Raw genomic sequence first — 13,087 nt, 5'->3', positions numbered from 1 at the left:
CATGAAAGCGCTTTCTTGTTGTTATAAAAAATTTTCCGCGGTGACAGCCATAAAACAACCACTATGGCGTCAAAATGAAAAAGAAAGCGCTTTCTTTGTGAGGATTTTTCCTCTTTCAAGCGTGATATTCAACTCAAAGTCGATAAAACAAACCATAGATCACACATCTATTTAATACTTAAATATCAATGAGATAGATATAAGACCAATTAAGTAACATAACAAAATTCCATATATATCAATTGGTTATATTTTCATTGCTGTATTGAATTTTGTGAACTGAGGAGCGTTTTCTCCTCCTAACGACCATCAACCCACACAAACGCTGATTTTGTCGCAAATCAAACATTCACTTCACACAAAAAGAAACCGCTTTCTTTTTGATATTACGCATGGAATGATAGCGGAAAACTCAAACGAGACAGACAACCCAACGGAGCGCCGTAGCAACATGAGTCGATTTTGGAATGGCAATAAATCTTGGACACGTCAACAGCACGAACGGGACGTTTTACAGGCTTTACGGCCTGCATTGTCCGCTTATTGGCCGATGTTCGAAGACACTACCGCCTACCCCAATGCGGAAGATGAAGGACGTGTGTTTGAAACCGGAATTGATCTGCTGACCACCGTGGCTGGCAATCAAAAATTTGCCCCTGGGCAGTTTCTCGAAGTGAGTCACGCGCTGTGTGGTGGTATTTTAGGTTGTCGGGTTTTGGTGGTTCGAGCCACCGACACCGCCCACTTTGCCAACGCCACAGAAACGCAGCTAAAAGCGATGGTGGCGGGCATTCCCGCGACTTGGGCAGATGCCGACTTACTGCGCCAAAACGGCTATCAGGTGTTGGAAAAAGGCTCACTGGAACAGATGTTTTTGCTGCTGCAAGAAGGGTTGTGCGATTTCATTCCACTGGGCATTAATGAAGCGCAAAGCTTATTAGAGGAATACCCTCATGCCAGTGAAAAACTCGCCATTGAACCTAGCCTCATGCTGTACTACCCACTCCCCGTGGTGTTCTACGTGGCACCGCAGCATCCAGCGCTTCACAAAGAGATGACGGCTGCGCTCAATAAACTGGAGCAGGCAGGGACGTTACAACTGTTGTATGAGAAACATTACGCGCGCAGCGTAAACCAAATGAATCCGCAACAGCGCCAAGTGATTGAGCTGATGAACCCTGCTCTCAGTCCGGTTTGGCAGGGCTTTCAACCTCGCTACTTATCACGTTAGCCTGCTGCGCTGAATGGCTAACGAAATTTAGATTGAGTGGATTCACGCACCACCAGTTCGATCGGCGGTAAGCGTTGTGGTGAACGGTCGCCATTGAGCAAGTTTAATATGCTGCGCGCACTGATTTCACCAATCTCTTCTATCGGTTGGCGCATGGTCGTAAGCGCAGGTGTGAAATACTGCGAGACGGGCAGATCATCAAAGCCAATCACGGACACATCTTGAGGCACGCGCAAACCATGGTCATGCAAGGCTTTAATTGCCCCGTAAGCGGTTTGATCATTGGCAGCAAAAATGGCCGAAAAGTAGTGACGAGACTGGATCAGTTCGACGGTTTTTTCATAGCCCGTTTCACTACTAAAATCCCCTTGCTTGATCAGTTTGGCTTGCACTTTGATTCCCGCTTCTTTCAACGCTTTTTTATAGCCGACAAAGCGGGCAACGGCGTCAGGTTGGTTGAGCAATCCTTTAATATGGGCGATGTTGACGTGCCCTTGCTGAAGCAAATGGAGCGTGGCCATATAACCCGCCAGCACATTATCGACGTTCACACTGCGCACATTGGGCCCCGAAACTTGATAGCCCACGGCAATCACCGGAATGCGCTCGGCGTACGCCAAAATCTGCTCTTCACTCAAGCTGCCGGTCACAATGATGACCCCATCCACATGGCTTTTAGCCAGATACTCCAAAGCGTGGGTTTCTAAACTGCGCTGCCAATGCCCGGTGGCAATCACCAAGGAGTAACCTTGAGCATTCAGCACTTTTTCCATGTCGTTGAGAATACGACTGGTGTAGGGACTTTCTGGGTGCTGGACCAACACACCAATGGTCATCGAGCGGGTATTTTTGTCTCGACTCATCAGATAGTTGGGTTTGTAATTGAGAGATTTGATCGCTTTTTCGATGCGATCACTCTTGTCATCCGAGACATAAGTGGTGCGATTGAGAAAGCGGGAAACCGTGCTCGGTGACACATCAGCCAGCTTGGCAACGTCGTAGATGGAAGGGGTACTTTTTTTCTTTTTTTGGGTTTTCATTTTTTATCCAGCAAGCTCAAAACTGGTCACTTTATCGGCTAAATCTCCACTGTTCACGGAAGTTAGCCACACAACTTTACTATAGTTTCCCCATTCAACAAGCTCAATCAACCGTGTTAGCCCTTAAAGAGCCAACACGGTTGATGCGTTGCTTTACGCGATGTGATCACCTAAAGCTCGCCAGCGACTTCTCACTCAAAGCATCAAACAGATGAATGGCGTCCAAGTCGAGGTACAAGGTCAGTTGGCGAACGTCCACCTCTGCCGCTTGGGTTTCCACCATCAAGGGCTGCCCTGCCACTTCGGTTTTGAGCAAGATGCTCGCGCCCAGCAGCTCTTTGTCTTTGATCGCCACCTCTATCGGCAACACGCGATCGTGCGCCACTTGCTCGGCTCGCAAATGAATGTCTGTCGGCCGAATGCCAAAATGCAAAGCAAGATTCTTCGAAGCATGGGCGTGAAAGCGCTCTGGCAACGGAATGGTCACGTCACCCAATGCGATGTGCCAGTTGCCCTCTTCACCGACCAACTTGGCTTCAAGCATGTTCATCGACGGGTTGCCAATAAACTGAGCCACAAACTTGTTGGCCGGGCGTTTAAACACCTCCGTTGGCGTGCCCACTTGCGCCACATAGCCATCTTTGAGGATCACAATGCGGTCAGCCAGCGTCATCGCTTCTATTTGGTCGTGCGTCACATAGATGGTGGTGGTTTTCAGCTCTCGATGCAGTTGTTTGATCTCTTCACGCATGGTGCCACGCAGTTTGGCATCCAAGTTTGATAACGGCTCATCAAAGAGGAACACTTTGGGGGTACGGACCATAGCGCGGCCCATCGCCACACGCTGACGCTGACCACCGGAAAGCTCTTTGGGTTTGCGATCCAGCAGCGCTTCCAGTTCCAACATTTTGGCCGCTTTGCGTACTTCAACATCGATTTGCGCTTTTGCCATCCCTTTCAGTTTGAGGGCAAAAGCGATGTTTTCGTACACCGTCATGTGCGGGTAGAGCGCGTAACTTTGGAACACCATCGCCAAATCGCGATCTTTGGCGTCGATCTTGTTCATCAGTTTGTCGCCAACGTAAATCTCCCCCGAGGTGATGCTTTCTAAGCCCGCGAGCATGCGCAACGTGGTGGATTTTCCACAGCCCGAGGGGCCTAAAAACACCACAAACTCACCATCTTCGACGGTGAAATCAAAGTGTTTGACCACTTCCACATCGTCGTACGATTTTTTGATATCGCGAAATTCCACTCGTGCCATTATTGCTTCTCCTCTGCACGCGCCAGCAACGTATTGCGATACGCGATCGCGCTCTGTTTTAAGGTCCGTTTTTGCGTGGCGTAATCCACATGCACAATGCCAAAGCGCTGCTTATAACCGTAGGCCCACTCGAAGTTGTCCATCAAACTCCAAGCAAAATACCCTTGCACATTGACTCCGGCGCGAATGGCTTCATCCAAGGCCAATAAGTGGCTTTGGAAATAGCGCACGCGCTGTTCATCATTCACTTCGCCATTGATACACGCATCCTCTCCTGCCGCACCGTTTTCGGTAATGTAGACTGGCGGTAAGTTCGGATAGCGCTGTTTTAAGCGCAACAACAAATCGGTCAGCGCTTGCGGGTAAATCTCCCAGCCGATGTACGTGTGCTCTGCGTCTGGCTGAGGCATGCTTTCCAACTCGCCATTGGCATCAAAACGCACCACGCAACGGGTGTAAAAGTTGATGCCGATAAAGTCGAGGTCGCCACGGATGATGTCGAGGTCGCCGTCTAAGATCATCGGCATGTTGTGCGCTTGGCGCTCTAACACGCTTTGCGGGTATTCCCCTTTGAGCACTGGGTCGATAAACCAGTGGAAACCCTCGGCATCACTGTATTCGGCCGCAGCGACATCCTGCTCACGATACGGGTAAGCAGGCGTGGCATTGAACACACAACCGTGCATCGATTGCGGCGCGTTTTTGCGCATGATTGGCATCGCTAAACCGTGTGCCAACATCAGATGGTGCGCCGACAAAAAGCCTTCACGCTCGCCCTTCTTACCCGGAGCATGAATGCCCCAACGGTAGCCCAAATAGGCCGAGCAGAACGGTTCGTTCAAGGTCGCGTATGAATCGATTTTATTGCCGAAGTAACCACTCACTACCTCTGCGTATTCGGCAAATTTGTAGGCGGTTTCACGGTTGAGCCAACCCCCTTTGTCTTCCAAGTATTGCGGCAAATCCCAGTGATAGAGCGTGACAAACACTTTTAGGCCGCGCGCGTGGCACTCATCAATAATGCGCTCGTAAAACTCGAGCCCTTGTTGGTTAACTTGGCCATCTTTCGGCAAGATGCGTGGCCACGCCATGGAAAGGCGATACGCATCCACGCCTAAACCTTGGATCAGTGCGATGTCTTGTTGCCACAAATGGAAGTGGTCACACGCCACATCACCATTGTCCATGTTGTCGACTGCGCCGGGTTGGTTGCAGAAGGTATCCCAAATCGATGGGGTGCGCCCACCCAGTTGTGCGCCGCCCTCGATTTGATAAGAGGAGGTGGCGACACCAAACAGAAAATCCGCCTGACGCAATTGAGAGTCTTGGGGTAATTGGTATTTATTCATGGTTCTAAACCTATATTATTTTTTTGTTTCACTTAGCCTTTGACTGCGCCGGAGGTGAGGCCGCTGATCATCTGTTTCGAGGCAAATAAGTAAGTAATCACTAACGGTAAAATGGAAATGGTGGTGCCCAGCATCACCGCCCCCCAAGGCGTATTAGGAATGCCTTGTACGCTTCGCAGCGCTTGGGTAATCACGTAGTTCTCTGGCGTGGTCAGCACCACCAGCGGGTTCATGAAGCTGTTCCAGAAAAAGACAAACTGCACAATCGCTAAGGTCGCCAGTGCGGGTTTCATCAGTGGTAGCACCACGCTCCAGTAGGTGCGAAATTCTCCTGCGCCATCGAGTTTCGCCGCTTCGAGTAGCTCTTTGGGAATCGAGGCCACCACGTGCTGACGCATCAAGAAAATCCCGAATGGCGTGGTGGTAAAGGGCAGCCACACCGCCATGTGGTTATCGAGCAAACCGAGGAATTTGACGATCATAAAGTAGGGGATGAGGCTCAATACGGGCGGGATCATCATTGAACCCACCAGCATGCCAAAGAGAAAATTCTTACCCTTAAATTGGTAAACGGCAAAAGCGTAGCCACCCATGCTGCAAAACAGCAGTGAGATGGTGGTGCCAAGGAAGGCAATGTAAATTGAGTTAAACATCGCCTGCCAAAACGGCATGATTTCCAACAGCTTGGCGTAGTTCACCGCCAAGCTATCGCCAATGGCAAAGCTGATTCCTGTACCAAAGATTTCGGTGCGATCTCGCGTGGACAGCAGCGCCGACCACAAGAACGGAAACACCGTCATGATGGCGGAGACAATCAGCACCACCGCCAGCAATACCATCAGGCTTTTTGTCAGCAGTGCCAAGGCTTGCTCACTCGGTTTCCACGGCAATAATGCGTTGTGTTTGGTCGACATCTTATTGCTCCCCTAACCCTTTCTTACCAAAGAAGAAAAATTGCACTGCGGTACAGCCCGCAATCAAAATAAACAGTAGCCACGAAATCGCAGACGCCGTGCCCATTTCAAGCCACTCCCAACCCACTTTGTACAAATACATCGAGATGGTTAAGCCAGACTGTCCCGTGCCACCGGTGCCGCGCGTCAGCACAAACGGCTCTTCAAACAGCTGCAAGTTGCCGATGATGGTCATGGTGACGGCGAAGAAAATAAACGGGCGAATCATTGGCAAAGAAATGCTCCAGAAACGTCGCCACGCGTTGGCACCATCCATGCGCGCCGCTTCCAAAATCTCTTTCGGAATGGTCATGAGGCCGGTGGTGTAGAGCACGATATTGAAACCGGTGTATTTCCAAAACACCATAATGGCGATGGACGGTTTGACCATACTGGCGTCATCGAGCCAGCGAATCGGCTGATAGTCATTCACCCAAGAGAAGGCCCAACCCAGCAGTGAACTGTCTGCCAATGCCATCAAGCTTTGGTTGATGATCCCCGAGTTCGGTGAATACATGTTGAAGAAGATCAGCGACGCGGCAACGGTTGAGGTAATGAACGGTAAGAAGTAAGCCGATGTCAGCCAATGACGCAGGCGATCACTCATCGACACCAAGATATAAGCCACAGGTAACGCCACAAGGTGTTGTGCCACACCGGAGGTAATGGCCAGCCATAAGGTATTTTTGAGTGAACGCCACAACCAAGGGTCGGTTAAGGCGATGTGGTAATTCTCCAGCCCCACATAGTTCATCGCTCCCAATCCTTCCACGGGGTTCCACTCGTGAAAGGAGAGAAAAATAGAAAACAGTAACGGGAAGACCCCGAACACAGAAAAAATAATCAAAAACGGCAGCAAAAATCCATACGGTGTAAGCGCTTTCAAATTGAGACGAGAAAAAAAACTCTTACGCTGTGATGTTTCCATAACCTTGCTCGCTGCATGATTCATAGTCACGACCTCTTGCTCGGGAAGGAGCATGCCCCTTCCCTGCTTTACTGGATGCCTGATGACTTCGTCATTGAAGCCATCGGCAAGATTACATATTGCGCGTGCGGCGCTTAATCAGACGTTCCGCTTCTTTGAGTGCGGTTTTGATGTCTTTGCCTTCATCTAACACTTCCATCAAGGCGTTTTCTAAAATGATAGACCGTGCGACGTGATCGCCCTTAGCTGGCGCAACCGGTTTGATGTTTTTCGCCACATCGGCAAACAACACGCGCGCTTGCTGGCCGCCTAAGAAGGCAATCTCTTCTTGGAACATAGGGTCATCGTAAGTGGTGGTGTTGGCCGGGAACGCCGCAATGGTGGCGAAATGCTGCAACTGAATATCACGACGCGTCGTCATGTACTCGATCAGCTTCCACGCTTCATCCTGATGTTTCGATTGGGTTGGAATCGAGAGGAACGAACCGCCCCAACTGCCGTAAATGCCATCAGGCAGGTGAGAGACGCCCCATTTTCCGGCGGTTTCTGGCGCAATCCAGTTATTGAGGTGGCCCAATAGCCACGCGCCAGAAAGTTGGGTGGCAAAGGTGCCGTTACGGAAGCCTTCATACCATTCGTTTGACCACGCCAAAATGCGGCCATCTAACCCTTTGTCGCGAATGGTTTTCGCCACTTCAAAGGCGTGAACAAAGCGTTCTGAGGTGACAACTGGGTTGCCCTCTTTATCGAAGTAGAGCCCTTCTCCTTCCGGTACGGTGGTGAAGATGATCGCTTGCGCCACGTCCGCCGCAGACGCAATCAACTGCACGTTTTGCTGCTTGAGTTTTTCACCCGCCGCGATGTACGAATCCCAATCTTTGATCGCCTCTTTCACATCAATGCCCGCTTTGGCAAAAATGTCGCTGCGGTAGTACATCACCCCAGGGCCAAGGTCGACGGGAATACCGTACATGTTTCCATCCGCCCCTTTGCCTTGTGCCCAAGCGTACGGTGCAAAACGTTCTTGATATTTATCGGCGCCATATTGCTGCGAAAGGTTAACCAAACCACCCGAGGCGACAAACGGACCAATCTTCTCAACGTCAACGACAATCACATCCCCTGCGCCTGAGCCTGTGGCGAGGTTGGTGGTCAACTTGGTGTGGTGATCGCCGTGGTTGTTCATCAAATAATCCACTTTGATGCCCGTTTCTTGTTCAAACTCCGGCAACAGCACTTTTAAGCTGCTGTCAAAATCGGGAAAGCCATCGAAGCGGATTTTCTGTTCTGCGGCATTCACCGTGGCGGCGAGTCCCAGAGCCACACTGCAAGCAAGCGTCAATGATGTCAGTTTCATGGTATTGTCCTTAATGGTTTTTATAGGGTCGAACTCACGTTAACGGACTCTCGGATCACCAAGGTCGGCGATAGACGAAAATTCACGTCACGTTTGTTTTTATTCAATATTTGCAAAGTGAGCTGTACTGCCTCCAGACTCATTTGCTCAATGGGGAAATTGACGGTGGTCAGCGCGGGAGTTAAGTAGCGCGCAAACAAAATGTCATCAAACCCCACCAGAGAAACGTCTTCGGGTATTCGAATTCGTTGCTCTTTCATTACCTCGAAAGCACCAAACGCCATGTGATCGTTACACGCGAATACCGCAGAAAAAGTGTGTCCACGATTGAGTAATTTTCGCATGGCACTTGCGCCACTCTCTTCGGTAAAACCGGCCTCGGACACCAACGCCTCGTCATACTCGATGCCCGCCGCTTCTAAAGCTTTGCGGTAACCTTGTAAACGCCCCCGTGCGTCAGATTTGTCCAGAGGTCCGGTAATACAGGCGATGCTGTGGTGGCCACGTTGCAACAGATATTCCGTTGCCATTCGTCCCCCCAGCTCGTTATCAATATCAATACAGCTGCTGGCGAGCTCGGGTATAAAACGGTTCACCAGCACCAGCGGAATGCCTTTGCTTTCCAACTCAATTAAATAGTCATCCGACAGGTTTTGCGTGTGGAGGATCATCGCGTCCACTCGCCTGCCAAGAAGAAATTCCACCGATTCCCGTTGGCTCTGCTCACTGTTGTTACCGGCGGTGACAATCACGTGGTAACCAAAACGGCGAAACTGTTCTTCAATGCAGTGCAAAATGCCGGAATAAAACGGCCCACCCAGCTCGGGCACGATGATGCCAATACTGCCAGTGCGGCTAGAAGCAAGCGCTTGAGCGATGGCGTTCGGCCGATAGCCCAACACTTGGATCGCTTTTTCAACGCGGAGTTTTTTGTCGTGGCTAACGCGGCAAGAGCCATTCACAACCCGAGAAACGGTTGCTTGAGACACGCCTGCGTATTCCGATACATCTTTAATCGTTGCCACTCGTTTGCTCCTAACGTTTGCGCCTTGTTTTCGAAACCGCTTTCATACCGCTAAGTATTTCCTATTCTCCACTAGAGACGCGCGATCAAGATCACAGCCAAGTGGGGGTTAAAATGAGTAAATGCTTAAATAATGAAGGCCAACTCACTTTATTTAGCGCTCATGAAACTGTTTCATGAGCGACATTCAAGGCAGCGGTTCACAGCAAAGCATCACCACTGGCGTTCATCTTTCAGGCGAATCGACTAAGGGGAGCTCACTATTAAGAGAGAAAATAGGCTAGAGCGAAAAGCATGGCCAAAGGCGACCCTTCGGCCATGCGCGTTAAGGTGTTACCACCACGCTTCCCACATTGCGCCCACGCTCAGCGTATCTTGCTTGGCTTGATCCACACCCGAAACGGTGCTGTCTACATCACCCACCGTGGCGTAAAAGCGCAACATCGGACGGCTCCAAGGCAATCCACGCATCGAGATGTTTTGTGAAAGCGTGACTTTCCAACCCGATTTTTCATCGCCGTTGTCAAAATCTTCCAGCGCGTAGCCCGCTTCTAACCAAGTGGAATGAACATCGCTCCAGTTGTACATGGGCCGCACGATCGCCGAGTATTCATTTTTCTCATCCACATCTTTACCCGAGATGTTTTTGAAAGAGGCCAAGTAATCGATATACAGCGGCTGTGACGGGTTAAAGCTGCCTTCCCAGCTGAGGTAAGTCACTTGTTGATCGCCTGCTAAATCAAACGCCGAGTTATCCGCGCCATCCGCGTATTTCATCGTCAGCTTATTGCCGCCACCAAAATCCACCACCGCGCCCACTTGCCAAGCGGTTTCTCCTTGTTTTGCTGCCTCAGCTTCATCGGAGGCAAAACCATAGTTGGCGTAGAGATCGAGCGTTGCCGCGCCCAAATCCATCGCGTGCAATCGAGAGGTTAAGGCATAGATGCCGGTGTCATTGCCCAGCGCGCCGCCATCCCCGTTGTCCACTTGGCCGACAAAGCCAAAGTCAAACTTCGCACCGCCCAAGTTAAGGTTTTTGAAGCCGCCACCTTGGCCATCGTGGCTCATCCAAAAGTAGTCATTTAGCCCTTGTTGTGGACGCTGATGGAAATCACGCCCCGCCCACACATAAAGCTCAGGCTGGCTTTCAAACAAATTGGTGGCACCCGCATAGGCTTTTTTCAAATTCAAACCACCCGGTGAGTTCCATTGATCAATACCCCATTGATCCATCATGAAGACGATGTCCCAAATCGCACCGCCGTCGGTCTTAAAGGCTTTCGCAAGCTGAAACTCGCCACCGTTTGCTTCATTACCCAAACGGCCCACCGCCGCGCCGCTGCTGCCCACTTGCACGTAGCGGTTGTCCCCCGCTGCATAGTGCGCGCCGTAACGTGCGTAGCCGGAAAACACAATGCCCAGCGGCACTTCGGTGTCTGGCGTGAGCACCGCAGGTTGTTGATCGTAGACGTAAGCCGTTTCCAGTTTGGCCTCGAGCTCTTGAATGCGTTTTTCTAACGCATCAAGGTCAGATTCCGAGGTTGCAAAGGCAGAGACAGAAGCAAGCGAAGAGGCCACCGCAAGAGCAAGAGGTAAAAGTTGTAAGGTTTTCATGAGCGTTCCCTGTTTATGGTTATTGGTTGCCATAGTAGGGAATGAAAGGTTTGAAAATGTCGCCCCGCTTCACAGGCTTGTCGACCATTGCAAGCCATGAAACGCCAAGAGCTTCACTCAGCAGAAGATACTGTTTTTATATCAGTTAGATAGAAGAAAAAACCTTAGCGTTACTGTCTTTGAAATCGGTTTCATTTCATGGCGGTTGACTAATGTCATCACATTTTTTATTGAGGGCAGGCCCAGTTTTCACTGAGTGGATTGTGAATTTTTCATGGCAGTGAAAGTTTTCACAGTTCACCTACGCTTAAACAACGCTAGAGGGTGTGTGAATCAAATTCATATACTGCATCCAACACTTTCACTTCTCGATTTACTATCGTCTTAATACTAAAACAGATTACACCTGACTTGCAGTCTATCCCGTTGTTTAACAGTTCAAATAAACAACACAACAAGGTTATAAAACCAGCATATTAGGGTTATAATATTGTCAGAATCAATAACTAGAAGGCATCACGGATGAGATGTTTTGCTCTATTTCTGAGCCTTTTTCTGGCTCCTTTCGCCCATAGCGAGAGTTTTCAAATTCAGCTCGTTGATGCTTTGCCCATTGAGGTAACAATACAAGACTTAGAAAAAATGGAAGCCACGCTGTACGTGACCGAGCTTCCGTGGGTCAATGAACCAACCGAGTTTACTGGCGTAAAACTAAGCACTATTCTGACTAAGTATTATGGATTTATCCCCCCTCAGGTCACGATACGCGCACTGAATGACTATGCGGCAGACGTAAAGAAAGAAGACATCGAAAAATATCAGCCGATCATCGCTTATTGGCAGAACGGTAAGCCAATGAAAATTCGAGATAAAGGGCCATTTTGGCTGATCTACCCTCAAAGTTCATTTCCGAAAGAACTGAACTTTGAGTACTACCATGCACAGATGGTTTGGCAAATAAATCAAATATATATAGCGCAATGATGCACAAAACACAGACAAGTTTGTATAAAAGCCCCTTTTCCACGACCGCAAAGCTCACGCTATTGGCGATCACACTAAGTTTGTTGTTAGCAAACATATTGTTATTGAAGGAAACCCGAACACTCGCGCGCTCCTATTCCGATTCGCAAAACCAAGCCACTTGGTTTCTCTTTAACCTATCGAAAGAGCTTTCTGATTTGGTCAGTGAATCGAGACACGCTGAAAAGAACAGCTACAACATTAAACGGGTTGAACTCAAATATGAGTTAACTTGGAGCCGTTTTGATCTGCTCATCAACAGTAGAGAAAGTGACTCGTTTTTATCCCGCGCTGAAGTGCGTGTTTTTTTTGTTGAACTGTTCGAGCAGTTCCAAGCACTGGAGCCCACATTGCAACGTGCAGTCGCAGGCGAAGAAAATGCAGCGGTATTGTTTCATCGCGGCGCAGACAAGCTCTATCTGTCAATGATTGACTATGTGGCGCGCAATTTTCGTTTGGCGAGCCCACTTTACCGACAGCAACAAGTTCAAGCTCAGCTCTTATATCAAGCTCAGTTTGTCTTGTTAGGCATCTTCGTACTTTGTGCTGGCATCATGGGATATTTTTTCTTTAAAGAAGCGCGTTTCCACAAAAAAATGGCGCTGACGGATCCCCTGACTCAGCTACCCAACCGCATTGGTTTGTTTCTCCACATTGAAAAGATGATGGAAGCCAACGCCCGTTTTTCTATTTACTTACTTGATCTCAATGGTTTTAAAACCATCAACGACACCCTTGGTCACCAAGCTGGTGACCTTGCGTTAAAAGAAGTCGCACGAAGGTTGCGCCAACTCGAACACAGTCAAGTGCGAGTATGCCGTATGGGAGGCGATGAGTTTGCCATATTGTGCCAACACACGGATGATGATGAACATCAGGTACTTAACCAAGTGATCCATCAACTGTTTGTGCCGCCCATTCAACTTGAAAATGGCCCAGCGAAACTCTCTACCAGCATCGGCAGAGCATGTTTCCCTGAAGATTCGAGCAACGTAGATACTTTGATTAACATCGCCGATAAGCGCATGTACCGCATGAAGTTTTCTCGATAAAGCAAAATCACCTTAGCCTTTCTGGCTTACTCTATTTTTCTTCATTTTCAGCGCCATTTCGGCGCTGTTTCTTCATGTCGATACAAAAAAGTTTGGCCTCTTAAGGGTTTCTTAAGTTTCGCCTCTTACCTTGTCAGTAACCAACGAGTTAAGGGGCGCATCATGAAACGGAATCCATCACTCTCGACCGCACAGCCATCACAACAGCCTGCTGGGTCAAAACTGGGCACGGCTCAGTTACAAGAAGTGAGC

Annotated in this window: 11 protein-coding genes; 3 read left to right on the top strand and 8 right to left on the bottom strand. The window is 49.4% G+C overall.

Features of this window, described 5'->3' with window-relative positions:
• Positions 1-451: 451 nt before the first annotated feature.
• On the top strand, positions 452-1,231 hold the full coding sequence (locus LZU85_RS01420) for a type 2 periplasmic-binding domain-containing protein (protein WP_130268002.1): 780 nt from the start codon (positions 452-454) through the stop codon (positions 1,229-1,231).
• 17 nt (positions 1,232-1,248) lie between these two features.
• On the opposite strand, the gene LZU85_RS01415 is transcribed toward LZU85_RS01420, so the two are convergent.
• The 8 genes from LZU85_RS01415 to LZU85_RS01380 all read right to left on the bottom strand — a co-directional run bounded on the left by LZU85_RS01415 (position 1,249) and on the right by LZU85_RS01380 (position 10,760).
• Entirely contained in the window at positions 1,249-2,271 is a 1,023-nt protein-coding gene (locus LZU85_RS01415; protein ID WP_011082176.1) for a LacI family DNA-binding transcriptional regulator, read from the bottom strand.
• Positions 2,272-2,437: 166 nt separating this feature from the next.
• A complete protein-coding gene (locus LZU85_RS01410; RefSeq protein ID WP_237286180.1) occupies positions 2,438-3,535 on the bottom strand; it encodes an ABC transporter ATP-binding protein in 1,098 nt (365 codons plus the stop codon).
• Positions 3,535-4,884, bottom strand: a complete 1,350-nt coding sequence (locus tag LZU85_RS01405) for a GH1 family beta-glucosidase (protein ID WP_176301461.1) — start codon at positions 4,882-4,884, stop codon at positions 3,535-3,537. The genes LZU85_RS01410 and LZU85_RS01405 overlap by 1 nt, the downstream gene beginning before the upstream one ends.
• A 32-nt stretch (positions 4,885-4,916) precedes the next feature.
• Positions 4,917-5,798 (bottom strand): carbohydrate ABC transporter permease, encoded by an 882-nt coding sequence (locus tag LZU85_RS01400; protein WP_011082173.1) that lies wholly within the window; start codon positions 5,796-5,798, stop codon positions 4,917-4,919.
• Position 5,799: 1 nt separating this feature from the next.
• Complete coding sequence (locus LZU85_RS01395) at positions 5,800-6,789, bottom strand: carbohydrate ABC transporter permease (RefSeq protein WP_038939207.1); 990 nt, start codon at positions 6,787-6,789, stop codon at positions 5,800-5,802.
• Between the two features lie 88 nt (positions 6,790-6,877).
• On the bottom strand, positions 6,878-8,122 hold the full coding sequence (locus tag LZU85_RS01390) for an extracellular solute-binding protein (protein ID WP_011082171.1): 1,245 nt from the start codon (positions 8,120-8,122) through the stop codon (positions 6,878-6,880).
• A 20-nt stretch (positions 8,123-8,142) separates the two neighbouring features.
• Positions 8,143-9,147, bottom strand: a complete 1,005-nt coding sequence (locus tag LZU85_RS01385; protein ID WP_206638200.1) for a LacI family DNA-binding transcriptional regulator — start codon at positions 9,145-9,147, stop codon at positions 8,143-8,145.
• A gap of 332 nt (positions 9,148-9,479) precedes the next feature.
• A complete protein-coding gene (locus tag LZU85_RS01380; RefSeq protein ID WP_237286179.1) occupies positions 9,480-10,760 on the bottom strand; it encodes a carbohydrate porin in 1,281 nt (426 codons plus the stop codon).
• 642 nt (positions 10,761-11,402) lie between these two features.
• Here LZU85_RS01380 and LZU85_RS01375 point away from each other — a divergent pair.
• Positions 11,403-11,744 carry a putative pterin-binding protein gene (locus tag LZU85_RS01375; protein WP_237286178.1) on the top strand — a complete coding sequence of 114 codons (342 nt, stop codon included), beginning with the start codon at positions 11,403-11,405 and terminating at the stop codon, positions 11,742-11,744.
• Positions 11,744-12,835, top strand: a complete 1,092-nt coding sequence (locus LZU85_RS01370) for a GGDEF domain-containing protein (RefSeq protein WP_332189851.1) — start codon at positions 11,744-11,746, stop codon at positions 12,833-12,835. The genes LZU85_RS01375 and LZU85_RS01370 overlap by 1 nt, the downstream gene beginning before the upstream one ends.
• Positions 12,836-13,087: the final 252 nt, after the last annotated feature.

The organism is Vibrio floridensis (assembly GCF_021852965.1).
GTDB classification, from domain to species: Bacteria; Pseudomonadota; Gammaproteobacteria; order Enterobacterales; family Vibrionaceae; genus Vibrio; species Vibrio floridensis.
The sequence above is the reverse complement of the archived record's forward strand: the minus strand, read 5'-3'. Positions and strand labels throughout refer to the sequence as shown.

What these genes read in the sequence shown, in the direction of transcription:
- LZU85_RS01405 (WP_176301461.1), bottom strand. Translation starts at nt 4,884, where the DNA reads ATGAATAAATACCAATTACCCCAAGACTCTCAATTGCGTCAGGCGGAT.
- LZU85_RS01390 (WP_011082171.1), bottom strand. Translation starts at nt 8,122, where the DNA reads ATGAAACTGACATCATTGACGCTTGCTTGCAGTGTGGCTCTGGGACTC.
- LZU85_RS01380 (WP_237286179.1), bottom strand. Translation starts at nt 10,760, where the DNA reads ATGAAAACCTTACAACTTTTACCTCTTGCTCTTGCGGTGGCCTCTTCG.
- LZU85_RS01415 (WP_011082176.1), bottom strand. Translation starts at nt 2,271, where the DNA reads ATGAAAACCCAAAAAAAGAAAAAAAGTACCCCTTCCATCTACGACGTT.
- LZU85_RS01410 (WP_237286180.1), bottom strand. Translation starts at nt 3,535, where the DNA reads ATGGCACGAGTGGAATTTCGCGATATCAAAAAATCGTACGACGATGTG.
- LZU85_RS01420 (WP_130268002.1), top strand. Translation starts at nt 452, where the DNA reads ATGAGTCGATTTTGGAATGGCAATAAATCTTGGACACGTCAACAGCAC.
- LZU85_RS01375 (WP_237286178.1), top strand. Translation starts at nt 11,403, where the DNA reads ATGGAAGCCACGCTGTACGTGACCGAGCTTCCGTGGGTCAATGAACCA.
- LZU85_RS01370 (WP_332189851.1), top strand. Translation starts at nt 11,744, where the DNA reads ATGCACAAAACACAGACAAGTTTGTATAAAAGCCCCTTTTCCACGACC.
- LZU85_RS01400 (WP_011082173.1), bottom strand. Translation starts at nt 5,798, where the DNA reads ATGTCGACCAAACACAACGCATTATTGCCGTGGAAACCGAGTGAGCAA.
- LZU85_RS01395 (WP_038939207.1), bottom strand. Translation starts at nt 6,789, where the DNA reads ATGAATCATGCAGCGAGCAAGGTTATGGAAACATCACAGCGTAAGAGT.